The sequence below is a fragment of the Pseudomonas sp. NDM genome, from assembly GCF_003105095.1.
Classification (GTDB): Bacteria; Pseudomonadota; Gammaproteobacteria; order Pseudomonadales; family Pseudomonadaceae; genus Aquipseudomonas; species Aquipseudomonas moraviensis_A.
Genome location: NZ_QETJ01000066.1, coordinates 1 through 26,040, shown reverse-complemented (window position 1 = coordinate 26,040; position 26,040 = coordinate 1). Strand labels below are relative to the sequence as shown.

27 protein-coding genes are annotated in these 26,040 nt (G+C 57.9%); 17 read left to right on the top strand and 10 right to left on the bottom strand.

Features of this window, described 5'->3' with window-relative positions; translation table 11 throughout:
- Window positions 1-152 precede the first annotated feature (152 nt).
- Window positions 153-1,283 carry a GDSL-type esterase/lipase family protein gene (locus tag DCO47_RS15150; protein WP_116658381.1) on the top strand — a complete coding sequence of 377 codons (1,131 nt, stop codon included), beginning with the start codon at window positions 153-155 and terminating at the stop codon, window positions 1,281-1,283.
- A gap of 100 nt (window positions 1,284-1,383) precedes the next feature.
- Here the strand turns inward: DCO47_RS15150 and DCO47_RS15145 are convergent, their stop codons facing one another.
- Together DCO47_RS15145 and galU are read right to left on the bottom strand one after the other, a co-directional pair.
- Window positions 1,384-1,794 carry a mannose-1-phosphate guanylyltransferase gene (locus DCO47_RS15145; protein ID WP_042609064.1) on the bottom strand — a complete coding sequence of 137 codons (411 nt, stop codon included), beginning with the start codon at window positions 1,792-1,794 and terminating at the stop codon, window positions 1,384-1,386.
- Window positions 1,795-1,827: 33 nt separating this feature from the next.
- Window positions 1,828-2,661 (bottom strand): UTP--glucose-1-phosphate uridylyltransferase GalU, encoded by an 834-nt coding sequence (gene galU, locus DCO47_RS15140; RefSeq protein ID WP_024013613.1) that lies wholly within the window; start codon window positions 2,659-2,661, stop codon window positions 1,828-1,830.
- Between the two features lie 386 nt (window positions 2,662-3,047).
- On the opposite strand from galU, the gene galE reads away from it, so the two are divergent.
- From galE to DCO47_RS15110, 6 genes are all read left to right on the top strand, one after another.
- Window positions 3,048-4,064 (top strand): UDP-glucose 4-epimerase GalE, encoded by a 1,017-nt coding sequence (gene galE / locus DCO47_RS15135; protein WP_064361413.1) that lies wholly within the window; start codon window positions 3,048-3,050, stop codon window positions 4,062-4,064.
- A 231-nt stretch (window positions 4,065-4,295) separates the two neighbouring features.
- A complete protein-coding gene (locus DCO47_RS15130; protein WP_016775457.1) occupies window positions 4,296-4,532 on the top strand; it encodes a hypothetical protein in 237 nt (78 codons plus the stop codon).
- A 145-nt stretch (window positions 4,533-4,677) separates the two neighbouring features.
- A complete protein-coding gene (locus DCO47_RS15125; RefSeq protein ID WP_116658380.1) occupies window positions 4,678-5,739 on the top strand; it encodes a polysaccharide biosynthesis/export family protein in 1,062 nt (353 codons plus the stop codon).
- Between the two features lie 12 nt (window positions 5,740-5,751).
- Window positions 5,752-6,417 carry a YjbF family lipoprotein gene (locus DCO47_RS15120; protein WP_042609068.1) on the top strand — a complete coding sequence of 222 codons (666 nt, stop codon included), beginning with the start codon at window positions 5,752-5,754 and terminating at the stop codon, window positions 6,415-6,417.
- A complete protein-coding gene (locus DCO47_RS15115; protein WP_064361410.1) occupies window positions 6,414-7,175 on the top strand; it encodes a capsule biosynthesis GfcC family protein in 762 nt (253 codons plus the stop codon). Before DCO47_RS15120 ends, DCO47_RS15115 begins: the two co-directional genes overlap by 4 nt.
- On the top strand, window positions 7,172-9,250 hold the full coding sequence (locus DCO47_RS15110) for a YjbH domain-containing protein (protein WP_042609070.1): 2,079 nt from the start codon (window positions 7,172-7,174) through the stop codon (window positions 9,248-9,250). The genes DCO47_RS15115 and DCO47_RS15110 overlap by 4 nt, the downstream gene beginning before the upstream one ends.
- A gap of 395 nt (window positions 9,251-9,645) precedes the next feature.
- Here the strand turns inward: DCO47_RS15110 and DCO47_RS15100 are convergent, their stop codons facing one another.
- The 3 genes from DCO47_RS15100 to DCO47_RS15090 all read right to left on the bottom strand — a co-directional run bounded on the left by DCO47_RS15100 (window position 9,646) and on the right by DCO47_RS15090 (window position 13,109).
- Window positions 9,646-11,040 carry an undecaprenyl-phosphate glucose phosphotransferase gene (locus DCO47_RS15100; protein ID WP_042609071.1) on the bottom strand — a complete coding sequence of 465 codons (1,395 nt, stop codon included), beginning with the start codon at window positions 11,038-11,040 and terminating at the stop codon, window positions 9,646-9,648.
- 391 nt (window positions 11,041-11,431) lie between these two features.
- Entirely contained in the window at window positions 11,432-12,091 is a 660-nt protein-coding gene (locus DCO47_RS15095; RefSeq protein ID WP_042609072.1) for a helix-turn-helix domain-containing protein, read from the bottom strand.
- 277 nt (window positions 12,092-12,368) lie between these two features.
- On the bottom strand, window positions 12,369-13,109 hold the full coding sequence (locus tag DCO47_RS15090) for a winged helix-turn-helix domain-containing protein (protein WP_042609073.1): 741 nt from the start codon (window positions 13,107-13,109) through the stop codon (window positions 12,369-12,371).
- 572 nt (window positions 13,110-13,681) lie between these two features.
- Here DCO47_RS15090 and DCO47_RS15085 point away from each other — a divergent pair.
- Window positions 13,682-14,515 (top strand): undecaprenyl-diphosphate phosphatase, encoded by an 834-nt coding sequence (locus tag DCO47_RS15085; protein ID WP_042609074.1) that lies wholly within the window; start codon window positions 13,682-13,684, stop codon window positions 14,513-14,515.
- A gap of 48 nt (window positions 14,516-14,563) precedes the next feature.
- Here the strand turns inward: DCO47_RS15085 and dusA are convergent, their stop codons facing one another.
- Entirely contained in the window at window positions 14,564-15,550 is a 987-nt protein-coding gene (gene dusA / locus DCO47_RS15080) for a tRNA dihydrouridine(20/20a) synthase DusA (RefSeq protein ID WP_116658378.1), read from the bottom strand.
- A 531-nt stretch (window positions 15,551-16,081) separates the two neighbouring features.
- On the opposite strand from dusA, the gene DCO47_RS15075 reads away from it, so the two are divergent.
- Window positions 16,082-16,444, top strand: coding sequence for a DUF6124 family protein (locus DCO47_RS15075; RefSeq protein WP_116658377.1), 363 nt, complete (start codon window positions 16,082-16,084; stop codon window positions 16,442-16,444).
- A 93-nt stretch (window positions 16,445-16,537) separates the two neighbouring features.
- Here DCO47_RS15075 and DCO47_RS15070 read toward each other — a convergent pair whose 3' ends face one another.
- Together DCO47_RS15070 and DCO47_RS15065 are read right to left on the bottom strand one after the other, a co-directional pair.
- Entirely contained in the window at window positions 16,538-17,326 is a 789-nt protein-coding gene (locus DCO47_RS15070) for a transporter substrate-binding domain-containing protein (RefSeq protein ID WP_065615941.1), read from the bottom strand.
- A 100-nt stretch (window positions 17,327-17,426) separates the two neighbouring features.
- A complete protein-coding gene (locus DCO47_RS15065) occupies window positions 17,427-17,897 on the bottom strand; it encodes a hypothetical protein (RefSeq protein WP_042609078.1) in 471 nt (156 codons plus the stop codon).
- Between the two features lie 164 nt (window positions 17,898-18,061).
- Between DCO47_RS15065 and DCO47_RS15060 the strand changes: the two genes are divergently transcribed.
- The 4 genes from DCO47_RS15060 (at window position 18,062) to DCO47_RS15045 (ending at window position 20,617) form a co-directional block, all read left to right on the top strand.
- Window positions 18,062-18,730, top strand: coding sequence for a ribonuclease T2 (locus DCO47_RS15060; protein ID WP_116658376.1), 669 nt, complete (start codon window positions 18,062-18,064; stop codon window positions 18,728-18,730).
- Between the two features lie 135 nt (window positions 18,731-18,865).
- Window positions 18,866-19,363: a PAAR domain-containing protein gene (locus DCO47_RS15055; protein ID WP_064361401.1), complete on the top strand. Its 498-nt coding sequence runs from the start codon at window positions 18,866-18,868 to the stop codon at window positions 19,361-19,363.
- A gap of 4 nt (window positions 19,364-19,367) precedes the next feature.
- Window positions 19,368-20,096 carry an alpha/beta hydrolase gene (locus tag DCO47_RS15050; RefSeq protein ID WP_116658375.1) on the top strand — a complete coding sequence of 243 codons (729 nt, stop codon included), beginning with the start codon at window positions 19,368-19,370 and terminating at the stop codon, window positions 20,094-20,096.
- The gene (locus DCO47_RS15045) at window positions 20,096-20,617 is read left to right on the top strand and encodes a hypothetical protein (RefSeq protein ID WP_042609082.1); all 522 of its coding nucleotides are present in this window, start codon (window positions 20,096-20,098) and stop codon (window positions 20,615-20,617) included. Before DCO47_RS15050 ends, DCO47_RS15045 begins: the two co-directional genes overlap by 1 nt.
- 15 nt (window positions 20,618-20,632) lie before the next feature.
- Here the strand turns inward: DCO47_RS15045 and DCO47_RS15040 are convergent, their stop codons facing one another.
- Complete coding sequence (locus tag DCO47_RS15040) at window positions 20,633-21,490, bottom strand: LysR family transcriptional regulator (protein WP_116658374.1); 858 nt, start codon at window positions 21,488-21,490, stop codon at window positions 20,633-20,635.
- A 109-nt stretch (window positions 21,491-21,599) separates the two neighbouring features.
- Between DCO47_RS15040 and DCO47_RS15035 the strand changes: the two genes are divergently transcribed.
- The 3 genes from DCO47_RS15035 (at window position 21,600) to DCO47_RS15025 (ending at window position 24,835) form a co-directional block, all read left to right on the top strand.
- Window positions 21,600-22,307, top strand: coding sequence for a haloacid dehalogenase type II (locus DCO47_RS15035; RefSeq protein WP_116658373.1), 708 nt, complete (start codon window positions 21,600-21,602; stop codon window positions 22,305-22,307).
- An 11-nt stretch (window positions 22,308-22,318) separates the two neighbouring features.
- Window positions 22,319-23,092 (top strand): aldolase, encoded by a 774-nt coding sequence (locus tag DCO47_RS15030; RefSeq protein ID WP_065615947.1) that lies wholly within the window; start codon window positions 22,319-22,321, stop codon window positions 23,090-23,092.
- Window positions 23,093-23,266: 174 nt separating this feature from the next.
- Window positions 23,267-24,835: a sensor domain-containing diguanylate cyclase gene (locus tag DCO47_RS15025; RefSeq protein WP_116658382.1), complete on the top strand. Its 1,569-nt coding sequence runs from the start codon at window positions 23,267-23,269 to the stop codon at window positions 24,833-24,835.
- A gap of 159 nt (window positions 24,836-24,994) precedes the next feature.
- On the opposite strand, the gene DCO47_RS15020 is transcribed toward DCO47_RS15025, so the two are convergent.
- Window positions 24,995-25,327: a hypothetical protein gene (locus DCO47_RS15020; RefSeq protein ID WP_042609086.1), complete on the bottom strand. Its 333-nt coding sequence runs from the start codon at window positions 25,325-25,327 to the stop codon at window positions 24,995-24,997.
- Window positions 25,328-25,516: 189 nt separating this feature from the next.
- Here DCO47_RS15020 and DCO47_RS15015 point away from each other — a divergent pair, with 189 nt between their 5' ends.
- Window positions 25,517-25,957, top strand: a complete 441-nt coding sequence (locus DCO47_RS15015) for a carboxymuconolactone decarboxylase family protein (RefSeq protein WP_042609087.1) — start codon at window positions 25,517-25,519, stop codon at window positions 25,955-25,957.
- The last annotated feature ends 83 nt before the right edge of the window (window positions 25,958-26,040 follow it).

Genomic DNA, 26,040 nt, shown 5'->3' with positions numbered 1-26,040 from the left:
GATCTTTTGATCTTTTGCCGTGGCTTGCGAAGATCAAAAGATCGCAGCCTCGTTGCACTCGTCAGCTCCTACAGTGGATCCGTGCAAGTCACACATCCTTGTGGGAGCGAGCCTGCTCGCGAAAGGGCCATCCCGGACAAAGGAAATATTGAATGATGCCAGTAGACGCCCCTCAACCAGTCGCCACCTCGGCCATCACGGTAGAGGATGCCAGCGAACGTTTTGCGCAATGGCGCGAGGGCAAGGCCGGCAAGGTGTTGTCCGTTTCGGTGATCGGCGACAGCTACACCGCCGGGCAGGATTTTTACCTGAACAAACTGGTGCAACGAGTGGCTGCCGAGGTGGGTTTCGCCGGCCCCGGTTACGTCGGGTTCAATCACGGCGCGGCGCTGGGCGGCACGCATTTCAAATACACCCGCAGCAGCGATAAATACTTCGGTGGCGACTGGAAGGTTTCCGAGCTGGGCCAGGCCAGCCCGGACAGTCGCACGATCAGCGGCAAACCTGGCGCCTGGTTGCAGGTGGATGCCAACCCTTCGCCGCGCATCGATACCGCGGTGACTCAGGCGAAACTGTTGTATCTGGGTAACGGCGGATCCGACGAACTGCGCTATCGCTGGTCGCCCACGCAAGACTGGCGCCCGTTGCAGCTCGCAGGCTCGGGCGTTCAGGAAGTCGCGCTACCCGGTGCTCCATCAGCCGCAGACTGGTCATTCAAACTGGAAGTGGTGAAAGGCGCGCCGACGCTGTTCGGCCTGTGGCTGGGCAACGAGCAGAAGGGTGTGCGGGTGTCGAAACTGGCGGCGTCAGGTGCGGCATCGGCCGATTTCTATCACGCCGATCCGCAGTGGCAGACGCAATGGAAAGCCGTGGTGTCGAAGATTCCGGCCGACGTTTACCTGATCATGCTCGGCGGCAACGATCAGGGTTTTGGCGTCAAGCCTGCGCAGTATCTGCAGAACGTTCAGGGCCTGGTGAGCATGCTGCGCGAGATCCAGCCAGCGGCGAGCATCAACCTGATCATGCGCCAGGACACCACGCGTTCCAGCGCTTACCCGATGTCGGCCTATGCGCAGGTGCTCGAGCCTTGGGCGCGTGAACAGCATCTCGGATTCGCCAACCTGCAATGCGCATTCGGCCCCGACGTCAAACGCTACGCCAGCGCGATGATCGGCCCGGACAGGATTCATCCATTGCCGGCCACGGGCGGGAAGGTGATTGCCGATTATTTTTATGGCTGGATCATGGGCGCCAACGACCGTTGCGACAAAACCCCGTTGTAGGAGCTGACGAGTGAAACGAGGCTGCGATCTCTTGATCTTGGTGTTCATTGCGTCCGAAAAGATCGCAGCCTCGTTTCACTCGTCAGCTCCTACGGGTTTCTCAGGCCGACGCGAAGTTGTCGACTTGTTCGAGTAATTCCGCGAGCTTCTGCGGCATCAACCGTGCATCACAACGGGTCTCGACGTTGATGATGATCGCCGGGTCGTTGCAGCAGATGCGCACGCGAAAGCGCCAGTCGCTGAAAATCACTTTCAGGCCATCGCGGTCGTCCATCTCCAGCGCTTGTCCACCGTACAGCGCCTTCAGGTGCGCGAGTAGCGGGTAGGGATCGCGCATCGGCCGGCGAATATCGCCGGACGCAGGAAACACGCCGATCCGCTCCACCAGCAGAATCGTGCCCAGCCAGGTTTCGTTGGCGCTGGGCATCGGTTGATGGCGCGACAACCAGCTCATCACCCCGAGGTTGCCCACCTCACGTTCAATCTCTGTCGAATGTTGTGCAATGTTCATGGTTGCCTGCCTGTGGGGAAGTGGAAAGCCGTCTCAGCGGCCCTTGAGGTACACGTTGTCGTAGCAGAAGTTGGTCGCCTGCAGATAACCCTCGGCGTCGCCGCAATCGAAGCGCAGGCCTTTGAATTTGTACGCCAGCACGCAGCCGTTCTGCGCCTGTTTCATCAAGGCGTCGGTGATCTGGATTTCGCCGCCCTTGCCCGGTTCGGTGTCGGCGATCAGGTCGAAGATATCCGGCGTAAGGATGTAGCGACCAATGATCGCCAAGTTCGACGGCGCATCCTGCGGTGCCGGTTTTTCCACCATGTTGTTGACCCGGTAGATCCCCTCGGAAATCAGCTCGCCGGCGATCACCCCGTACTTGTGAGTCTGATCGGCCGGGACTTCCTGGATGGCGACGATCGAGCAACGGAATTTCTTGTACAGCTGGATCATTTGCGACAGCACGCCGTCGCCTTCGAGGTTCAGGCACAGGTCGTCGGCCAGTACCACGGCAAACGGCTCGTCGCCGATCAACGGACGGCCGCTGAGAATCGCGTGACCCAGACCTTTCATTTCCACCTGACGGGTGTAAGAGAAGGTGCAGGTGTCGATCAGCTCACGGGTGCCGGCCAGGAATTTCTCTTTCTCCGTGCCGCGAATCTGGTGCTCGAGTTCGTAGCTGATGTCGAAGTGGTCTTCCAGCGCTCGTTTGCCCCGGCCGGTGACGATGGCCATGTGTTGCAGACCGGCGTCCCGTGCTTCTTCAACGGCGTATTCGATCAACGGCTTGTTGACGATCGGCAGCATCTCTTTCGGCATGGCTTTGGTTGCCGGCAAGAAACGCGTGCCATAGCCGGCAGCGGGGAACAAACATTTACGAATCATAAAAGTATCCTGGACAGTCATGGAACACAGGCGACGGTTGCGCACCAGAGAATGGCGGCAAGTTTCAATGATTATTGAAGGCTTACTTTAATACCCGAGTCAGGCTGTGGGTGGCAATTAGTTGCGCCGTTAAAAGGCGTTAATGTTATGAGATGTCGACTACTGTGTTTTAAGTTATTTTTAGTCGGTATCCGTTGATAGTGATAAGTGCACGGGGAGTGCTAATAAGTACCCGCAGATAGTTTGACCGGCGAAAATATTTATTGCCATTGGTTGAACTAAATTTGTTTGAGGTTGTTGTCGCCTTGTTTGTGTGAATTGCCCCGCATATCCACCAGGCAAGGCTTGACACGCTACCGGGTATTTATTCAATGACGGATCGCGCTATGAAGATTCTGGTAACGGGTGGCGCCGGCTATATCGGCTCGCATACCACACTTGCATTGCTTGAAGCAGGTTATGAAGTTGTCGTTCTGGATAATCTTTGTAACAGCAGCGATGCGGCACTCCACGCCGTTGAAGCCATTTGCGGCAAAAGCCCGTGGATGATTCGCGGCGATGTTTGCGATCGCCCATTGCTGGATCGTATTTTCCGCGAACATCAGATCGACGCCGTGCTGCATTTCGCCGGGCTGAAAGCCGTGGGCGAGAGCGTGCGCAAGCCGCTCGAATACTACGAAACCAACGTCGGCGGCAGCATCACCCTGTGTCAGGCGATGGCGGCGGCGGGGGTGTTCAGACTGGTGTTCAGTTCCTCGGCGACGGTGTACGGCGAGCCTGAGGAGATGCCGATCCGCGAGGATTTTCCGACGGGCAATCCGACCAATCCCTACGGCCAGTCCAAGCTGATCGTCGAGAACGTGCTGCGCGACCTGAGCCTCGCCGAGCCACGCTGGAGCATCGCACTGCTGCGCTACTTCAATCCGATCGGCGCCCATGCCAGCGGGCATATGGGCGAAGACCCGAACGGCATTCCGAACAATCTGGTGCCTTATATCAGCCAGGTCGCGGTCGGCAGTCTGCGCGAACTGTCGATCTTCGGTAACGATTACCCGACCGCCGATGGCACCGGCGTGCGCGATTACATCCATGTCGTCGATCTGGCGGACGGCCACTTGAAGGCGTTGCAGTCGATCAGTGAACGCACCGGCATCCACACCTGGAACCTCGGCACCGGCGATGGCTACAGCGTGCTGCAAGTGCTGCATGCCTTCGAACAGGCCTGCGGGCGGCCGGTGCCGTACCGGATGATGCCGCGTCGGGCTGGTGACATTGCCGAAAGTTTCGCCGACGCTTCAAAAGCCGCAAAAGAACTCGGCTGGAAGGCCACGCGCAACTTGCAGGACATGGTCGCCGACACTTGGCGCTGGCAATCGAATCACCCAAACGGTTATTCGCGATGATGGCCTTTTAGTTCGATGTTAGTTTCAGTCAGGTTGTTAGATAACGTCGGGAAATTACACTGGCAATGCCTTTTGCAAGTCCGTAGATATAAACCTGCCGTTCGACTTTTATCAGTTGGGTAAGACTGTGAAAGAACAACGGATCGTGTTCGCGCTCTTTGCGGACTCGAACGCTACCAGCTCTGACACAGACCGGTTTTTTAACAGGTCGAATGTTAGAAAGGAGTTGTTATGAAAAAAGTGATGGCAGTTGCCCTGTTGACGATGTTGAGCAACTGGGCTGCCGCAGCTGAAGCGCCGTTGACAGCGGTAACCAATGTAGGTGGCAGTGTGGCGGCTTCGCAAGCGCCCGCCGCCAGTACTGCAATGGTTGCCAGTGCTGTAGCGGCGTCCAACAGCGGTGGCAGTGCCAATGGCGGTACCACCGGTACGACAGGTACCACCGGTACAACCGGCACGCATAACTAACAGGAACATTTGTTAGTGCAGTACAGAGTCGCCCGACGCAAGTCGGGTGACTTTGTTTTTTGGATTCGCCCTTGAATAGCGTAGTGCCATTATGACTCGTAGTGTTTATCTTTTAATGTTGGCAAGTCTCGCTTTGCAAGGTTGCATGTTTTCCCCCGGTCAGTACCTGAGCACCAGCGATATCACCCGCCAGGGCGCCAGCGAAAGCAGTCGGGTCGAGCTGATTCCGATCACCCCGAAGCTGATCGCCATGAACCGCGCCACGCAAAAGCGTGAGTCGCTGCCGGCGGAGCTGCTGGTAACGCCGGCGGAATATCGCATCGGCAACAATGATGTTCTGTACATCACCGTCTGGGATCACCCGGAGCTGACCGCCCCCTCCGGCGCGCAACAACAGATCGATGCCAACGGCCGTCTGGTGCGCTCCGACGGCACGCTGTATTACCCGTTCATCAAGGAAGTCCAGGCCGCTGGCCGGACCATCCAGCAACTGCGCGCGGACATCGAACAACGCTTGTCGGCATTCATCGCCGAGCCCCAGGTCGATGTAGCGGTGTTGCGCTTCGCCAGCCAGAAAGTCGTGGTCACCGGTGCCGTAACGAAGGCCGGCCCGCAAGCGATTTCGACCAATCCGCTGAGCGTGGTCGAGGCCCTCGGTTCGGCCGGCATCGACACCAACAATGCCGACTTGTCCGGGCTGTTGCTGACGCGCAACGGGCGGGTCTATTCGCTCAATCTCGACTCGCTCAATCAGCAGGATTCCGAACTGCAGAACGTCTACCTCAAGGGCGGCGATCAGCTGTACCTGCCGTACAACGACAACAAGCGCATCTACGTCATGGGCGAGGTCAACCAGCCGCGCGCGCTGAGCTTCAAGACTGCGACCATGAACCTTTCCGACGTGCTCGGTTCGGTCGGCGGCCTCAGCCAGACCAGCTCCAACGGCAACGCGGTCTACGTCATTCGCGGGGTAGAAAATCTCGACGTCGAGCCAGCGAAGATCTATCAGCTCGAAGCCGAATCACCGACCGCCATGGCGCTGGCATCGCACTTCCAGGTGCGGCCGCAGGATGTCGTCTACGTCGGCCCGGCCAACGTCACTCGCTGGAACCGTTTCATCAGCCAGTTGGTGCCGTCGGCGTCGATTGTCGGCACTGGGGCTTCGGCAGCGAAGAACTGGAGCGAATACAGCAACAACAGCAAATAAGGCCGCCCGACTGTGAACCTATTGAAAGTGGGCGTCTGCCTGATGGCGGCGTCGTTGCTGTGCGGCTGTAACCCGCTGATGAGCGCGTCGCTGAACAACCTCAAGGCCGCCGTCGTCGGCCCCGATGAAGTTGACGTTTCGGCGGCCGAAGTTGCCGGGGTCAACTATCCGCAACTGAAACTGACCACGCCCTCCGGCTCCGGCGTGCTGGCGCTGGTGCGCGAGCGTGAAGACCTGCAGTTCTGGGTCGCCTCTGGCAAGCAGGTTTTGCTGCTGCGCGATGGCCTTGCCGTGCGCAGCATTGGCCTGGGACTGGAGGGCGATCTGGATGGCACGCGGCTGGCCGATGACTCGCCGTTCAAGCAAGGCCTGCATCATGTTGCCGATGGTTACACCACGCGGCGCTGGATCGATCTGTACAAGGGCCAGGAAGTCGGCGTGGTGGTCAACAGCCGCTTCTCGCGCCGTTCCACCGAGACCCTGGAGATTCTCGACAAGGCGTACTCGGTACTGCGCGTCGATGAGCAGATTGACGCGCCAGCCATCGGCCTCAGTGCGACCAACCGTTACTGGGTCGACCCACGTGACGGTTTCATTCTGCAGAGCGAGCAACAGCTGACCTCGCAACTGCGCGTCAAGCTGGTGCAGCTGACCCCTGATCGCAGGCACCTGCCGTGAAGCGGTTCAGCCTTATCGCGGTGGGCTTTCTGCTGATCGCCGGGGCGAGTCAGGCCGCTGTCACGGTGTCCGGCGACGTCGCCAATCCCGGGCCGATAGAGTTGCCGCCGGGCGGGCGCTTGCTCGATGTGATCGGCGAAGCCGTGCCCAATGCCGAAGGCTATTGGCTGGCGGGCGGCTTGTTGCGTCAGTCGCTGCTCGAGGAACAGACACGGCTCAAGGTCGGCGTGCTGTTCGACCTCGATGTGCTGCAGCGCATGGCGACGTTGTTCGACCGGCCAGGCCGCGCAGCACTGGCACAGCGCATTGCCGAAGAAGTCCGGCAGATGCCGGTGACCGGGCGGCAGATCGCTGACCTCGACCCGGTGGCCGTGGAAGTCGGCTTCGCGCGCAACATTCGGCTGGATGACGGCGATCGGCTGATCTACCCGAAACGGGTCGATGAAGTGCAGGTATTGGGCGCAGTCGCCGAGCCGTGCCACCTGCCGTATCAGCCGTTGCAGGAGGCTCGCGAATACCTGGAAGGTTGCTCGATTCTCGACGACGCCGAGGCCGATTATCTGTGGCTGATCCAGCCCAACGGCGTGTCGCGGCGTGTCGGTATCGCGCACTGGAATCGCGAGTCCGGACAGTTTCCGGTGGCCGGCAGCAGGATTCTGGTGCCGATAAAAAATGATGATCTGGATCCGCCTCTTCCTGAACTGAATCAGCAGTTGGCCGAATTCATTGCCACGCAGCTGGCCGAGGTGGTTCGTTGAAGTTACGTTTTGCAGCTGTGTTGTTATTGCCCTGCGGTCTGGCCCACGCCGAGCCGCGCATCACCCAGAATGACTTCGGTGGTACCGGCCTGTTGCAGACGCCAACGGCGCGCATGGCCCCGGCCGGCGAGCTGAGCGTCAACGCCAATCGCACCGACCCTTACAGCCGCTACAGCGTGTCGTTGCAGCCGCTGGACTGGCTCGAAGGTTCGTTTCGCTACACCGCGATCACCAACCGGCCGTATGGCTCGGAGGCCCTGAGCGGCAGTCAAAGCTACAAGGACAAGGCGGTCGACGCCAAAGTGCGCCTGTGGCAGGAAAGCCACTGGGCGCCGGAAGTGGCGCTGGGCTTTCGAGATATCGGTGGTACCGGTTTGTTCTCCAGCGAATTCTTCGTCGCCAACAAGCGTTTCGACAATTTCGATTTCAGTGCGGGCATCGCCTGGGGCTACATCGGTAATCGCGGCGACTTCGACAACCCGTTGGGCTACGTCAGCAATCGCTTCGATACCCGCCCGGCCCTTGAAGGCACCGGCGACGTCAACTCCGGCTCGTACTTTCGTGGCAAACCGTCGCTGTTCGGTGGCGTGAGCTATCAGACGCCTTGGGATCGTCTCAGCCTGAAACTGGAGTTCGAAGGCAACGATTACAAGAACGAGCCGAAGGACAACGAAATCAAACAGGACTCGCCGATCAACCTCGGCGCGGTGTTCAAGGTCACCGATTCAATCGATCTGAGCGCTGCGTGGGAACGGGGCAATACGGCAATGTTCGGCGTGACCTTTCACACCAATTTCGTCAGCCGCAAGGCCCCGGCCAAGACCTACGACCCGACGCCCGAACCGCTGCCGGCGAAGGCCCCGACGACCTCGATGGAGCAGGTCAACTGGGCCGATGTGTCGCGGCGTCTGCAGCAGAATGCCGGGTACAAGGTAGAGCGCATCAGCCAGCGCGATTCCGAGCTGATCGTGTATGGCGAGCAGCAGCGATATTTTCATTCGTCCAAGGCTGTCGGCCGCGCGAGCCGGATTCTCGACAACAGCGTCAACGACGACATCGACTGGTTCACCGTGGTCAACAAGCGCTACGACTTGCCGCTGGAAGAAACCAGCCTGCCGCGCCAGACCTTTCGCGAGGTGATCAACAACGAGGAGCCGTTGCAGTCGCTGCACCGCACCACCGAAATCAACCCGGCGATGCCGCGCAACGAGAAAACCCTCTACACCGAAGCGCCGCAGCATTTCAGCTATGGGGTCGGTCTGGGCTTCAAGCAGAACGTTGGCGGCCCGGACGGTTTGCTCTATCAATTCAGTGCCGACGCGGACGCGGAATATCGCTTCAACCGCAACACCTGGTGGAGCGGTTTGCTCAGCGCCAATCTGGTCAACAACTTCGACAAATTCGTCTACGACGCACCGAGCGGATTACCGCGCGTGCGCACGGATTTGCGCCAGTACCTGACCACCTCCAACACGACCATGCCGTTGTTCCAGCTCAGCCATGCCGAGCAGTTGGACAAGGATCTCTACGGCATGGTTTATGGCGGTTATCTGGAATCGATGTTTGCCGGCGTCGGTGCCGAAGTGCTGTTCCGCCCGACAGGCGAGCGCTGGTCGGTAGGAGCGGATTTGAACTGGGTGCGCCAGCGCGATTTCGATCAAGGCTTCGCGTTGCGCGATTACTCCGTGGTGACCGGGCATATCACTGGCTATACCGATCTGCCTTTCGACACGCTGGCCGCGGTCAGTGTCGGTCGTTATCTGGCCGGGGACTGGGGCACGACCGTGGACATCTCCCGCGAGTTCTTCAACGGCGTGCGCGTCGGTGCCTGGGCGACCATTACCACGGCCAGCAGCGCCGAATACGGCGAAGGTAGTTTCGACAAGGGCCTGTACCTGTCGATCCCGTTCGACGAAATGATGAGCATGTCGACCATGCGCCGCGCCAACCTGGTCTGGGCGCCACTGACCCGAGATGGCGGCGCCCGACTGAGCCGCAGCTATCAACTGCACTCGATGACGGATAGCCGGGAAGGCGACATGTTCTATCGCAACTTCGAGAAGATTACCGAGTAAGCGCCGACCTCCCAAGCCCCACAATAAACCCTTGTAGGAGTGAGCCTGCTCGCGATAGCGCCGGATCAGCCGACATCATTGTTGACTGACCTACCGCCATCGCGAGCAGGCTCACTCCTACAGTTGATCTGCGTCGCGCCACACATCCCGGCCATGTCTCAAAGCCCCTTGTAGGAGTGAGCCTGCTCGCGATAGCGTCATGTCAGCCGACATCATCATTGACTGACACAGCGCCATCGCGAGCAGGCTCACTCCTACATTTGATCGTCATCCAACTACAGAACCCGGCCATAACCCAACCCCCACAGGGGCGCACCTGTGTTCGATACCGGTGTGCCAAATCCCGCCCACAAAAAAGGGGACTTTCGTCCCCTTGCGATCTGAAGCTCTGAACCTCAGTAAATGTCTTTCGATAACAACGTAAACGGCGTTTTTACCAGGATCTTCAGGTCCAGCCACAACGACCAGCTGTTGATGTACTGCAGGTCGATCTCGACACGCTTCTGCATCTTGTCGATGGTGTCGGTTTCGCCGCGGCAGCCACTGATCTGTGCAAGCCCGGTGATCCCCGGTTTGATTCGGTGACGCGCCATGTAGGCGAGGATTTTGCCCGAGTAGTAGTTGTTGTGCGCAACAGCATGTGGACGCGGACCCACCAGAGCCATATGCCCCTGCAAGACGTTGAACAGTTGCGGCAACTCATCCAGCGACGTGCGGCGGATAAAGCGACCCACGGCGGTGATACGCGAGTCATTACGACTGGCCTGTTTCACTTCGCGATCATCGTGGACACGCATCGAGCGAAATTTCCAGACCTTGATCACCTTGCCGTTCCAGCCATGACGATCCTGCTTGAAAAACACCGGGCCGGGCGAGTTGAGCTTCACCGCCAGCGCGATGATCAGCAGCAGCGGACTGAGGGCAATGATCGCCAGGAACGCCACGGTCTTCTCAACCAGACTTTTGCTCAGGGCAGCGGTCGGGCGGCTGGTCAGGGGGCTTTCGTTCAGGTAGATCGCTGGCAGGCCGTCCACGACTTTCACCGAGTGGTTGAGCAGGGTCAGGCTGTTGAGGTCCGGCACCCACACCACATCGACGTTGGCCCCGAGCAGATCGACATACATCGCCTCGATTTTGGCGGCTTCGCACAGCGGCAGGGTGATGTACAAGCGGCGGATGTCGTGAGCCTCAATCAGTTCGAGCAACTCATCCTGAGCGCCGACGACGCGTGGTGCGTCTGCGGCGAGGACTGGTTTGTCGCCGTTGCTGACCAGACCGATCAGCGGCAGGTTTTCCAGTTGGCTGAGTTTCTTCGCCAGGCCGAGCGCCAGTTCGCCAGTGCCGACGATCAGCGTCCGGTGCTCGCTTTTACGCGAACGCTGGTAGTACTTGGAAAACGCATGCAGCGGCGCGTAGAGGAAGGCCTGACCGAGGAAGCCGTACACCGCCCAGCTCAGGATCACCTGACGGGAAAACAGCTCATCGGCCTGACAGACAAACGCGATGCACGCCAGCGCGGCCATGGTCATCGACCAACCCATGAACAGACGGCCGAGGCCAGTCAGGTAGTTGTCGCGTTTGCGATAAACGCCGCTGAATGTGTAAGCCGGCACCGAGGCCAGGACGGCGAGGGTAGCGCACATTCGGTAGTAGAACGCGACGGTGCCGGTGTGCTGTTCAGCGAGGATGAACAACAGCGTCACAACGAAAGCCTGTGCCAGCGCCCATTGGCCCCAAAAGGTCAGTCCCTTGAGGCCCGTGCTTCGATTAATACTGAGAGAAAGATCCATACGATATCCCCAAAAGACGTCCATTCAGGTTTCAACAGTTGAAAGCCGAGTTGTTATGCAGACTTATTGTTTTTGTTTTAGCGAGTGTCTTGAGGTAACAACATCGAGAGCCGAACTGTCGTCAGCCAATAGACTAAGTTATTGCCGGGAATGGTGTCTGACGAGTTCTAACAAGATGGCACAATGCCAACTTTCTAATATTTAAATAGCAGGCTGTTAGAAAAGGTCGTAGAGAGAGGGATGAAAAGGCGGGGATGTATTTGTTACTGTTGGCGGGGTGGAGGCAGGGAAGCTTTTATTGAATCAGGGAGGAAAAACCAAACAGAGTGCTCTTCTTGTTGTTGTAGTCGCACTTTATATCTGTTTGTCTCGGTTAGAACGTCGCCTGTGATTACGCGACGACTTCCTGGATCAAGCAATATCCGCGATTTCTTACGGCTCGAAACAATCGCTCGCCATTACTCGCGCTCTTGAATTTATCCTGCAAGCGGCTCAGGCACATCTCCAGACCACGGTATTGCTCCGGTTCCCGGCCAATACTGATGATCAAGTCATCGCGACTGACCACCCGTTCTTCATGGGTCAGCATTTTCCGGACCAGGGCGGTTTCCAGGCCAGTCAGGCTGATTGCGATGTTGTCCTTGAGCAGTACGCCTTGATCATCGTCAAGATGCCAGGTGTCGCTGCAGGCCTCAGGACTCTCGCTGACATTCGAGATATGTGCTCGTTCTGCACTAACTGCCGGAAAGCTCTGGAACGGGTTGTCTGTTTGCGCGGCTCGCCATTCATTTTCAAGGGTGGCCAGTATGCGTTGAGTATCATGTTCGATACTGCGCGCAACGTTCTTTCGGCTAAGGCTTGGGTAACTGAACTCCATGACCATCGGGGCGGAAGAGGGCGAAGCAACACCTTCAACAAACATTTGTGCCTGCGACGTGCCAAACGAATTGAAACGCTCACTGGACAAAATGCTTTCCAGTTCACGCTGCGACGTTGTGCTGTGCGTCACAACTACAAAATATTTTCTGGGGAGGGTTGTACTCGTTTCCATGTCTCTCTCCTAAATACACACCAAAATTGGCTAAAAGATAAATCGGCAGGCGAGCAATGACTTCCTCGGAAGTAATCGTAGGCAGGGTTCGGGCCGAAAATGGCCGTCGATAAATTCCACTCGATCTGCTGCTATGTTATGGAGTTTTATTGTTATGTGGCGTGTTGCCGCGCTCATTCAAGTGCTTGAGTTTTAATAAATATGAAGCAGAACTGAAACGATATGGCTGCATCAGACGATCCTTCGTACGTATGCAAAAGGGAAGACTGCCCGAGACTCAGGCAGTCGATATCAGGCCCCGCATCAGGCGATAGCCGTAGCCGCGGATGCTCTGAATCGCGTTTGTACCATACATGTCCTTGATTTTTCCACGCAAGCGGCTGATTGATTTCTCCAGTGCCCGAGGATCGTAGAAATTGGCGTTGAGGCCCATGATGCTGGCGATTTCATCATGGCTCAGAATGTGATTGGCGGTCTGCGCAAAGGCCTCGAGGATCTTCATCTCGGCGAAAGAAATATCGAGTTTGCGCCGACTGTCCAGCAGGCAGATCCGCGTCGGATCAAGCGTCAGAGTGATATCCCGCTGCCAGTCTTCGCTGTTGAAGAACTCCGTGAGCAAGTCGTCGCTGTCATCGCTCAGTGTGTTGAGCTTGATACAGGCATCGGCGCCGGCGAGATAATACTTGATCTTGTTGACCGCCCCGCGGCCGGTGATGACTGCGCAAATAAGCGGTTTCAAGTTCGCATCGCGCAGATTCTGTATCAGCGCCAAATTGTCTTCGAGGGCCTGTGGGCTATCGATGATGAGGAAGATGGCGCGATAGGAATCGATGTAACGCTGCTGTTTATATGAACTAGTGAAAGCACCTGTTTCCAGGATCATATCGGGCTGCACGTGCTTTGCGATCAGCGTCGTAAAATGATCGGCCACACCCAAGGTACGACCCAGAGCAAGAACACCGGATTCATCATTTGTCGGGCGCGGACTTCTAGTCGCCAAGTTCCCTGAGAGCATCATGCGTTGACTCGAATTAGGTGCTGACATCGGGATGTTAAAGCACCGGTTCTCATCTGTGACTGACAATTGGTAACATTTACGCGGATTTTAGACGTGTCTCCCGAGTTTTCTAACAATAAGTAAGCTTTTCAAGCTTTTAGTTGATTTTTCGGGGGTTGTGAACTAATGCGTGGGTGATGGCTATATGCAATGGTGCCACTATTTTGAGCTTATAGCGATGGCTTTGTCTATGTCCTTTTGCCATGGGTTGGCCATGTCCTGATTGTGTGAAGTTGATCACATTTCATATCTGAACTGAAATGATTGTTGTAATAGATGTAAATTTTTCCAGTTAAGTTCGTCGACCGACGATTACTAACATGACTTGAGTGTGGCAATCCGTTAGACCTATTCTTCAAGACCAAAAGATCGCAGCCTTCGGCAGCTCCTACGCTTGAAATGCGTCCCCCTACAGGAGCTGCCGAAGCCTGCGATCTTTTGATATTCATAAAAGCCAATTGTGTAACTTCAGATACTCAACCCCTGAGTGTTATTGACCGGTCGCTCGTCTTGAGTGCTCTGACGGAGGATTAATGGATTTCTGGACCCTTTTCCAGGTGTTGATATTGGGCGCGGTAGAAGGCTTGACCGAGTTCTTGCCGATCTCGAGTACCGGTCACCAGATTATTGTCGCCGACCTGCTCGAATTCGGCGGCGAACGCGCGATGGCGTTCAACATCATTATTCAACTGGGGGCTATTCTTGCGGTGGTGTGGGAATTCCGTCCGAAGATCTTCGAAATCGTCAAAGGCCTGCCCACCGAGCGCAATGCACAACGTTTTACCCTTAATCTGCTGATCGCGTTTCTCCCCGCCGTTATCCTCGGCGTGTTATTCGCCGACGCGATCCATGAATATCTCTTCAACCCGATCACCGTTGCGGTTGCCCTGGTTGTCGGCGGCATCGTCATGTTATGGGCGGAACAGCGTAGCCATGTGGTCAGCGTCGAACATGTCGACGACATGCGTTGGTCTCACGCGCTAAAAGTCGGTTTCGTACAATGTTTGGCGATGATTCCCGGCACCTCGCGCTCCGGTTCGACCATCATCGGCGGTCTGCTCTTCGGCCTCTCACGCAAAGCCGCGACCGAGTTCTCGTTCTTCCTCGCCATGCCGACCATGGTCGGCGCCGCGGTGTACTCCGGCTATAAATACCGCGACCTGTTTCAGCCCAACGACCTGCCAGTCTTCGCCCTTGGCTTCGTCACCGCATTCATCTTTGCGATGATCGCCGTGCGTGGCTTGCTGAAGTTTATTGCCAACCACAGCTATGCGGCGTTCGCGTGGTACCGGATCGGTTTTGGTTTGTTGATTCTGGCGACGTGGGTGTTTGGCTGGGTGAACTGGACGGCGGCTGCGGCCGCTTGAGGCGTCAAGCCAGGCGGATCAAACCGCCCGGCTGTTGAGGGCAGGGCATCAACGCCCTTCAAGCAACTGCGCCGCCTGATCCAGCAACGCCAGCGGATCCGTGGCCTTGTGAATATCCACCGACAACAGCTGCCGAAACTTGCGCGCCCCGGGGAAACCGGTACCCAAACCCAGCACATGCCGCGTGATGTGATGCATCGCACCACCGGCCAGCAGATGTTCGGCGATATAAGGCCGCAACTGCGCCAACGCTTCAGACCGGCTGATCACCGGCGCGTTACTGCCGAACAACTGCTGATCGACCTCTGCCAGCAAATACGGATTGTGATAAGCCTCACGCCCCAACATCACACCGTCGAAAGTCTGCAGATGCTCATGGCAGGCCTCCATGGTCTTGATCCCGCCGTTCAGCACAATCTCCAGCTCGGGAAAATCCGCCTTCAACTGCGCCGCGACGTCATAACGCAACGGCGGAATGTCGCGATTCTCCTTCGGCGACAGCCCTTCGAGAATCGCAATCCGCGCATGCACGGTAAAACTCGTGCACCCGGCATCGCGCACCGTACCGACGAAATCGCACAGCTCGGCATAACTGTCGCGTCCGTTGATGCCGATGCGGTGCTTTACCGTCACCGGAATCGACACCGCATCGCGCATCGCCTTCACACAATCCGCCACAAGCTGCGGATGCCCCATCAGGCACGCGCCGATCATGTTGTTCTGCACACGATCGCTCGGGCAGCCAACGTTCAGGTTCACTTCGTCGTAGCCGTGCTCTTGCGCCATACGCGCGCAGGCCGCGAGATCAAGCGGAACGCTACCGCCCAGCTGCAACGCGAGCGGGTGTTCGGCTTCGTGGTGACGGAGAAAACGTTCGTGATCGCCGTTGAGCAACGCGCCAGTGGTGACCATTTCGGTGTAGAGCAGGGTGTGCTTGGACAGCAGGCGCAGGAAGTACCGGCAATGGCGGTCCGTCCAATCCATCATGGGGGCGACGGAAAAACGGCGGGAGAGTGGGGCGGGTTGTAGGGACATGTGAGGAATCTGGATCAAGAAGGCGAAGGCGCAAGAGTTTATCAGGTCTGCGAACAGGCAAAGGCTTGCGAGGCGCTGTTTGTGGTTTGAACTGGTCTCCGACGCGCTCGGCCTGATGGGAGGAAGTGTATTTCTGCCTGTTTTCTGTCCTTCAATATCCGTTTAAACGGTTACGCGGGCGCTTGTTTAAATCTGACTAGTGAAAGTCATCCGAAGCCTACGTTGTCTTGCGCCTCCCCCTACACCTAAGACAGAATCCGCCGGCTTGTGCGTCTAGCCTGCGGGTTCTATCGTCCCTGGGTCACTGAAATCAGTGATCGGGTTTGGTAGCCCGCTTCGTGTCTAGATGCATTGCGTCACCTGATTCAGGTCGCTTCTCAGCGCTCGAATATCATGGTGGTCATGCGTGGGGTCCATTCGTGGGCGCCGGGTTCTAGTGCGACCGGTCTACCAACCCGCGTATGGCCGCCACCCTTCGTTTGGTAGCGAGGGTGATGGCTCCTTTTGGTAATCGCGCTAGAGGATTCACCCATGTTCAAACCCACACCCAATCCGCCGGACACCGATCCCGCATCCCCGTACAAATCCCCAGACTCAAAAAAACTCCACGACGCCGCCGAGCGTGCGCTGGATTACTACCTGCCTCCCGCCAGTCACATCAAAGCTTCCACCAACCAGCCCGAACGCATGTTCCTCGCCAACCCTGCGTACGACAGCGAATCCCTGTTGGCCAATGCCAGCGAATCGCTGGGTTCGGCCAGCACCATGCTCAACGACTTCGCCGCGTTACTGGAAAACTCGCAGCGCAAGACGTTATTGGGCATCGCCCAGGTAGTGATGCTGGGAGAGATCGCAGTGAATCAGGCGTTGGACAAAGTTGAAGTGAAGGCTTGAAGCGAACCTCGCGGTGACGGAGCGCTTATCCGTCACCGCGAGGCTATATGGTTAGCTGAACAGTCGCCGTCACCGCTGCACGACGATTAACCGTTATTGAGACGGCACCGCAATCCACTCACTCAACGTCTGCTGATACTTGCCAGTGACCTTGCTCAAATGCAGCCACTGATCGACATACAGTTTCCAGCTGATGTCATCACGCGGCAGCAAGTACGCCTTCTCACCGTATTGCATGTACTGATGCGGATTCACCGCGCACAAACCGGGTTTGAGTTTCTGCTGATACAGCGCTTCCGACGCGTCGGTGATCATCACGTCGGCTTTGTTGTCGAGCAGTTGCTGGAAGATCGTCACGTTGTCGTGCAGTGCCAGTTGCGCTTTGGGCAGGAAGGCGTGGACGAAGGCTTCGTTGGTGCCGCCGGCCGGTTCGACCAGGCGCACGGTGGGCTGGTTGATCTGTTCGATGGTCTGGTATTTGGACTGGTCGGCGCAGCGCACCAGCGGGATCTTGCCGTCGGTGTCGAGGGTGTTGCTGAAGTAGGCCTTTTTCTGTCGCTCGAGGGTGACCGAGATGCCGCCCATGCCGATGTCGCATTTGCCAGCCTGCATGTCGGGCATCAGGGTTTTCCAAGTGGTTTGCACCCATTGCACTTTGACGCCGAGGCTGTCGGCCAGGGAGCGGGCCATGCTGATGTCGATGCCTTCGAAGTCGCCGTCGCTGCGCTTGAACGTGTAGGGCTTGTAGTCGCCGGTGGTGCAGACGCGCAACTGGCCTTGTTGCTGGATGCTGTCGAGGTGGGTTGACGGTTCGGTTGCCTGAGCGGTGAAAGGCAACGCGAGCAATGCACCGAGCAGGAATGTGGTTTTTGTCGTTGGCATCTGTCGGACTTTTCTCTGGAGTGGGCGGGAAGAACGTGTTCGAAGTTAACCACGTTCTCACCGTTGATCCAGTCCGACGTTACCCGTCAGTGGTGATCCGTTAGAGGCCCAGCCCTTGCTGCACTACTTGCAGCAGATTGTTTTCCGTCAACGCAATCGCATCCAGCTCCTGGCCGGTCTCGATAGTCTGCAACCACCAGTGACTTTCGCCATGCTCGTCAACCGTGCGCAGCAACGACTGATCGCGCCCTGGCACCTTGATTTCGACACGCCCGCAACCATCCTCGGTAAACCGCGCAATCGGATCGAACGTCAGGCTGTGATGGTTGGCCTCGATCACCAGTTGGTCGATGGCGTAGTCACGGGCTTCGCCATCCGGCGAAGTTTCGCAAACGTGCGTAGGATTGCGGCGAATCTTCAGTCCTACTTCGGTGACTGGCTGCAGCCAGCCCTCGATGCGGTGGTACAAGTCGTACACCTGAGCAGGCCAGCAATCGATTTCCAGCGCCGCATCAGCCTGGGTATGCCGGGTCTGCTTGAGTCTGGCGGCGAGTTCGTCTGCTTTACTCATGTCGGTTCCCTTGTTGAATGTCTGCCTGTTCAGCGTAGACCTTTGCACGGCGCAGGGCCTTGCCTTGCGTCATGCGCTTGCAATACAAACGTGTCGAAATCAGCGCTGGCCAAGCGTGGCCAACAACGAAAACCACGGACGCAGGCGTCCCAAGGAACGGGTTAATGAAAAAGCTGTTTACAATTCTGGCGCTGATCGCGCTGACGGCCGGTAGCATCGGCATAAGCTCGGCGCGTCAGCCGGCATCGATGAAAGCGCAGGCCGAATCGGTGGCGGGGGTGTTCGACTACTACCTGCTGGCGCTGTCCTGGTCGCCGACCTTTTGTCTGACGCACAAGGACGACGCGCAGTGCACCGGCAAGGGTTACGGTTTTGTCCTGCACGGCTTGTGGCCGCAATATGCCAAGGGTGGCTGGCCACAATCCTGCCCGCCGCTGACGACGCTGTCGGCGGCAGAAACCAGCAAAGGCCTGACGATGTACCCGACGAAAAAACTTCTCGATCACGAATGGTCCAAGCACGGCACCTGCAGCGGTCTCGGTGCGATGGGCTATCTCGACAAGTCAGATCAGGCTCTCGGCGCGGTTAAGATTCCGCAGGAGTTGCAGCCGTTCGGCTCGACGTCGTACTACTTCGAAGCACAGGAGATTGTCGATCTGTTTCGCAAGGCCAATCCGGGTATTCCCGAGGATGGAATTGCGGTGGTTTGCAGCGGCCCGCAGCTGTCGGAAGTGCGGGTGTGCATGGGCAAGGATTTGCAATTCGGCGCGTGTGGCAAAGGGGTGAAGACTCAGTGCCGCGCGGGGGATATTCGGGTTCCGCCGGCACGCTGAGCATCCGTAACGGTCCAGGAAAAGAGGCGCTCGCATGAGCGCCTTTTTTTTGGCCTGAAGATTTGTAGCTCCTGGCAAATTCGCGCATGCTGCGCGCCTCAAAGGATCTGCACGACACATTGCAAGGAGCTGTTCATGAGCGGAAAACCCGCTGCCCGCGTCACCGACCCCACCGCCTGTCCATTGCCAGGACACGGCACCAACCCGATCGTCAGCGGCTCGCCGAACGTGAATTTCGACGGTCTGGCGGCTGCACGCATGACCGACAAGTCCGCATGCGGCAGCGCGATCAGTGGCGCTGTATCCGGCACCGTGTTCATCAATGGCCTGAACGCGGCGACGCTGGACAGCACCGGTGGCCACGGTAATGTCGTCATCGGCGGTTCAGGCACGGTGATCATTGGCGACACCGTAGTCTTGGCGCCTTTCAGTGGTCTGCTGCCGATGCCGGTGCACTTCACCGACAAGTTGAAACTGGTCAACCATGTGACCGGTGAACCGATGCCCGATCACCCCTACATGATCCAGCGCGCCGACGGGCGCATGGAGCACGGCGTGTCTGATGCCGCCGGATTTACCCATGAGGTCAGTTCGCACCTGCCTGAAACCATCAAGCTGTTTCTGGAGGAGTGAGGCAATGACGGCTGAGACGGTAACGTGCGCGAAGGGCAACACTTACAAGCTGCATAAGGAACATGTGCTGACCGACAAGAAGGATGTCAGTGCCAAGCCTGTGCCGGTGGAAAGTACCAAGGCGATTGTGCTTTTTATTGGTGGGGCTGGGGATAAGGAGAGTTATTACTTTTCTGGGCCTTATGGAAACATTTTGGCCGCCCGGGCTGCATTTGATAAACGCAATGAGTCGCTGAGCGCCAAAGGTAGATATCGCTCAGAGTGGCTGGGTTATAACGAAGTCAGAGGGAAGCAAGACATCCAGCGATATGTTCTTAGCCTGATTCCGTACAAGAGTTGCCCTATATACATCGTCGGACATAGCCTGGGTGGATGGAACGGTGCGCATCTGACGAAACTCATGTCGGATTGGGGATACAGAATGCAGATGCTGATTACTTTGGATCCGGTTGGCGAAGGTGCTCTTGTCTGGATCGGCTCAGACATATATCGCCAGCGACCTGACCCAGTCGCTGTCGAATGGATCAACATCAAAGCGACACCTACCAATAGAAATTCATCAGATGGTGTAGCTGACTTTGGTGAGAAGTGGATTGTTTCTTGTGAGCCTTCTTTGAACGTAAACGTCGATACCAGTCATGCAAATGCGCTAGAGCTGTTTGACGCGCCTATTTCCGGTGGCAATTCGGCGAGCGATTTGTTGTTGGCTTCGATCATGAAGGAGTTTTCTTGATGTCCAGATTGATCATCTGTGTATTGCTCATTGTTTGCTCCGGATGTGCTAAAGACCATTCAAAGCCTTCAGCGAACTTGAGTTTCGTGTCCGTGAAACGAGAGAGGACGCTTTTATATGACATCCGATACCAATCGGATGTCGATGTCCTGAACCTGTTTGATAAAGGACAGGGAAAAGGGATGATTGCAGGTTTTCTGACGTGTGCGTTGGGGGACGATCATGATTTCTCCATTGAGAAAGCGATGCAGTTTTCCGCGGTAGGTTTGATTGAGTCTGATGGGGAACCGCTAAACGGAGGGAAATTTTCTTATCTCACCAGCGCGTTTCTCGTTGAAACCTCCAGCAGCCGTAGTTCAGAACGTCACCTATCTACAACGGAGCTAAACAACCTTCTCTCCAACAAAAGCCAGATTCCCTGCAAACTATTTGTCACTGCCTTTGGCTACAAAACCTACTTTTCAAACACCATGAACATCCCCACCGCCGACCTGCTCCGCGAAATCAACAAACCCGAATAAGGATCCCCGGGGGGGTCAGGCAAATCCCCCCGCATTCACCCCCAACTCCCCACGCAAAAACTCCACCAACCCCCGCTGCAACCCGCTCAAAACCCCTTCACGACTAACCAGCGCCAGTTCCGTCGGCGCCAGCTCCGGCAAATCCGCACACACCTCATGCTCCGGCAAAACCGCCGAAACCGGGAGCACCGAAACCCCCAGCCCGGACGCCACCGCCGCTTGAATCCCGGTCAGGCTATGACTGCCGAACGCCACCCGCCACGGTCGTTGCGCCACATCGAGTAATCGAATCGCCCGCTGTCGATACAGGCAACCCTGAGGAAACAGCGCCAGCGGCAGCACGCCCCTGGAGGTATCGAACCCGGGGCTTTTGACCCACACCAGTCGCTCCGGCCAGGTCGCCCATGCCGGGCCGCTGTCGGGTTCGCGTTTGATCAGGGCGATGTCGATGTCGCCGGCATCGAGGCGTTGGCGCAGGTCGAGGCTAATGCCACTGATGGTTTCCAGGCGCGCTTGCGGGTGGCTGCGGGTGAAGCCGGCGAGGATCAGCGCCATGCGCCGCGCATCGAAGTCTTCCGGCATGCCGATGCGCAGCACTTCCAGGTCGACATCGCTGGCCAGTGCTTGGCTGGCTTCGGCGGACAGCGCCAGCAATCGACGCGCGTAGTGGATCAGCAATTCGCCGTGCTCGGTGACGGCAACGTTCAATCCGCTGCGGTCACGCAACAGCAGCGGGTGGCCGACCAGATCTTCGAGTTTGCGCACCTGCTGGCTGACCGTTGATTGCGTGCGGTGCACACGCTCGGCGGCGCGGGTGAAGCTGCCTTCGTCGACCACACAGACGAAGGTTTTCAGCAGTTCCAGATCCAGCATGGCAACGATCCTGATAGTGGTTTTGCGAATGACGATCGCGTGTTTATTTAATTTCACACTATCACCGTGCGCTCATAAGCTGAAGTCCTGACTCTGGAGGAATCGACCGATGACCTTGAACAACACGCCACGCCCGCAATGGCTGACCTTCGATTGCTACGGCACGCTGATTCAGTGGGACGAAGGACTGAAAGCCGTTGTCGAAGAAATCCTCGGCGCGAAGGGCGAGCACGCAATCGATGCCGATAAGCTGATTGAAGTCTACGACCGTCACGAGCACCGCCTCGAACAAACCCCGCCGCATCGTTCCTTCCGCGAATTGAGTACCCTCGGTCTGCAACTGGCTCTGGAAGAACTTGGCTTGCCGAGCTTGCCGGAAGACAGTCAACGCTTGGCGGCCGCCATCCCGAACATGCCGCCCTTTGCCGAAGTGCTCGACACCCTCGCGCAACTCAAGGCGATGGGTTTCAAGCTGTGCATTGTGTCCAACACCGACGACGACATCATCGCCGGCAACGTCGCGCAACTCGGTGGTCATATCGACCGGGTGATCACCGCGCAACAGGCCGGTGCCTACAAACCGGCGCCGCGGCTGTTCGACTACGCTCATCAGCAATTGGGCGTGACAAGGGATGAAGTGGTGCACATCTGCGCCAGCCCCATGCTCGATCACACAGCGGCGCGGGACATGGGTTTTCGTTGCGTGTGGATCGATCGCGGCACGGGCCGCCAGCTGTTGCCGGACTATCGCCCCGACGCGATTTTGCCGAGCCTCGATCAAGTGCTGCCGCTGTTTAAATCTCTCGGCTGGACCTAAGGAGAACTGCCATGGCGCACACCTTGAGCGGCACAGCCAAAACCAGACCAGCATCGACACCGAATCTCGAAACCGAGGCGATCAACACGGCTCGCAACGAACTCGCCGCGTGCTTTCAACTGGCGGCTGTGCATGGCCTGGAGGAGGGCATCTGCAATCACTTTTCGGCGATGCTGCCGGGGCATGATGATCTGTTTCTGGTCAATCCCTATGGCTACGCTTTCTCGGAAGTGACCGCGCAGAATCTGCTGGTCTGCGACTTCGCCGGCAACGTGGTCGCTGGCGAGGGCGAGCCCGAAGCCACGGCGTTCTACATCCACGCGCGCCTGCACAAACAGTTGCCACGGGTAAAAGTCGCGTTCCACACGCACATGCCGCACGCCACGGCGTTGTGCCTGCTGCAAGGCCCGCCACTGCTGTGGCTGGGGCAGACCGCGCTGAAGTTCTACGGACGCACGGCGGTGGACGAGGATTACCACGGCCTCGCGCTGGACGCATCCGAAGGCGACCGCATCGCCAGCGTCATGGGCGACGCCGATATTCTTTTTCTGAAAAACCACGGTGTGATCGTTGCCGCGCCGACTATCGCCGAAGCCTGGGATGATCTGTATTACCTGGAACGCGCCGCGCAGGTGCAACTGCTGGCCATGGCGACCCAGCGCGAATTGAAACCGGTGCCGCATGCCATAGCGCAGCGCGCCAGCGAGCAAATGCGTGAAGGCGATGCGCAAAGTGCTCGCGCGCACCTGAGCAGCGCGATGCGGCGGCTGGCCCTGCACAACTGATTAACCGGAAAGAAGCAATCGCAAATAAATCGACGAAAAGCGATCATCCAAACTCGCGAGGCGCCGATAACTGGGCGGGAGGCGGGCGTTTGCTCCGTGCATCCCGGTGGGCTACGCTCACGAACACAAGGGTTTCGGGCTCGCGCCCCTGTCGTACCTGCCCAGGACATGCTTTTGCCAATCCCCATTCACGATCCGCATCAAGCCCCCGGCACGCTCAAGCGCCTGCCGCTACGCAAAGCGGCGGTGTTGTTCATCGTTGCGGTTAGCCTGTGCCTGTGCGGCTTGTTGTATCTGCAACTGGAGCAGTCGCGGCGGCAGGATCTGGCGGTGGCGAAGATGGCTTCGGGCAACCTGACCCGAGCCATGGCCCAGCAGGCCGAAGACACCGTGCGGGCAGCGGATCTGGTGATGACCAGCCTGGTCGACTGGATTCAGGATGACGGTTACGGAGCGGTGCAGCGTCCTCGATTACAAAGGATCTTCGCCCGCCGCGCGCAGCAGCTGGATCAGTTGCACGGCATCTTTCTGTTCGATCGCGAGGGCCAGTGGGTCATCACTTCGTTCGCCAATCTGCCCCGTGGCAAGGGCGTGGCCGATCGCGAATATTTCAAGTTCCATCAGCAGAATGCCTCGACCGTGGCGCACATCGGCCCGGCGATTCGCAGCCGTGAAAATGGTGAGTGGATCATCCCGATCTCCAGACGCGTCAACGACCAGGTCGGCAATTTTCAGGGCGTGCTGATGGCCGGCATCCGCATGTCGTACTTCGATCAGTTCTTCAAAAGTTTCAGCCTTGATGACAGCGGCATCATGTTCATGGCGTTGACCGACGGCACCTTGCTGGCGCGACGGCCTTTCGATGAGTCGCTGATCAATACCTCGGTGGCCCACGGCGAGATCTATCAAACCCTGTTGCCCAACGCTAACGCGGGCACGGCGATGCTCAATTCAGTGGTCGATGGCGTGACCCGCTTGTATGGCTATAGACAGCTCGCCTCGTATCCGCTGGTGGTCTCCGCCGCGACTTCGCAAGACACCATTCTGCAGGGCTGGCACGACCGCGCTTTCCAGTCCAGCGTGATTGTCGCGCTGGTGATTCTCGGGATTGGCCTGTTCGGCTGGGTGTTCATTCATCAGGTGCGCGATGGTGAGCGCATCGAGAAAAACCTGCGCAAGGCGCAACTGGCGCTGGAGCAGATCGCCACCCACGACAGCCTTACCGGACTGGCCAATCGACGCTTGTTCGAGCGTTCGCTGGACATCGAATTTGCCCGTGGCGCGCGCCAGGTGAGTCCGGTCAGCCTGATCATGCTGGATATCGATTTCTTCAAGCGCTACAACGACGCTTACGGCCATGTCGCCGGCGATCAATGCCTGGCGCAAGTGGCGCAAGTGGTGAAGACCTGCTGCCAGCGCAAGTCGGATCTGGCGGTGCGTTACGGTGGTGAAGAGTTCGCGGTGCTGTTGCCGGACACCGATATCAATGGGGCACTGGCAATCGCCGGGCAGATACGCCGCAGCGTGATCGACAAGCACATCATTCACAGTGGCTCGCCGACCGGTTATCTCACTGTGAGCCTGGGCTGTTATTCATTTATTCCCCATGGCAATGACAGCCCGCAGGTGTTTATCCAGCGTGCAGATGCGGCGTTGTATCAGGCGAAAAATGCCGGGCGTAATCGGGCGGCGGTGTTCGCGCCGGAAGAAGGTTTTGCCGAGCTGATGCGTTCGGATCGCTGATTCTTTCAATTTACATAAATAGAAAGTGGGAGCGAGCCTGCTCGCGAAGAGGGCATGTCAGTCACCCTATTTGTTGACTGATACACCACTTTCGCGAGCAGGCTCGCTTCCACAATCGTCCTGATGTATTCAGGACTATCTGGGATGACTCTTGTTCGTTCAGCCGCCCGTGCCACCGCCCGCGCCACCTGTGCCGCCGCCGGCCGAACCGGTGCCGCCACCCGCGCCGGAACCGGAGCCGCTGGCGCCGCCATTGGTGCCCGTGCCGGTGCCCATGCTCGAACCAGTGCCCGTGCCGGTGCCGTTATTGGTGCCGGAGCCGGTGCTGCCCGATGGCGAGCCCGGGGTGTTGTCTGGCGGCATGGTCGAGCTGGTGGGGCCGCCTGACTTGGTGCCCGTCGCGTCGGTGCTGTCATTGGCGGCGAAGCTGGCGGCAGATGCCGTGGCGAGCAGGCCGGCCAACAACAACGAAGTGAATTTGCGCGTCATCATGGTACGTCTCCTGATAAAGGGGATTACCTGATATTGGTCTCGCGCGCCCAAGCCTTGGTGCCGGTCGAGTGACGAGCGGTCAGTTGCCGCGCTGAGTGGCCTACCGTTCTTCTGCAATATTGGCTATTTGCCGAACCACCCCCGGGGACTAACGTAGCCACACATTCAATCGCTACCCCGGAGCCCACCATGCAACCTCGTGCCGATTTCTACACCGCTTCCCCCGATGCCCTGAAAGCGATGATGGCGCTGGAAAATGCCGTCTCGAAACTGCCGCTGGAAAAGAGCCTGATCGAACTGGTCAAGCTGCGTGCCTCACAGATCAACGGCTGCGCCTTCTGCATCGACATGCACACCGCCGACGCCATCAAGGATGGCGAAACCCCGCGTCGCCTGTTCGCCGTGACGGCATGGCGCGAAGCGCCGTTCTTCAGCGAGCGCGAACGTGCCGCGCTGCTGTGGACCGAATCGCTGACCCAACTGAGCCTGACCCACGCACCCGACGAAGACTATGACGTGGTGGCTGCGCAATTCTCGCCGAAGGAACTGGTTGACCTGACCGTGGCAATCAACACCATCAATGGCTGGAATCGCCTGGCGGTGGGCTTCCGCAAACTGCCGCAGGCTTAACTCCAACGCACATCCCCTGTAGGAGTGAGCCTGCTCGCGATAGCAGTATGTCAGTCACCATGTTTGCTACCTGACACACCGCT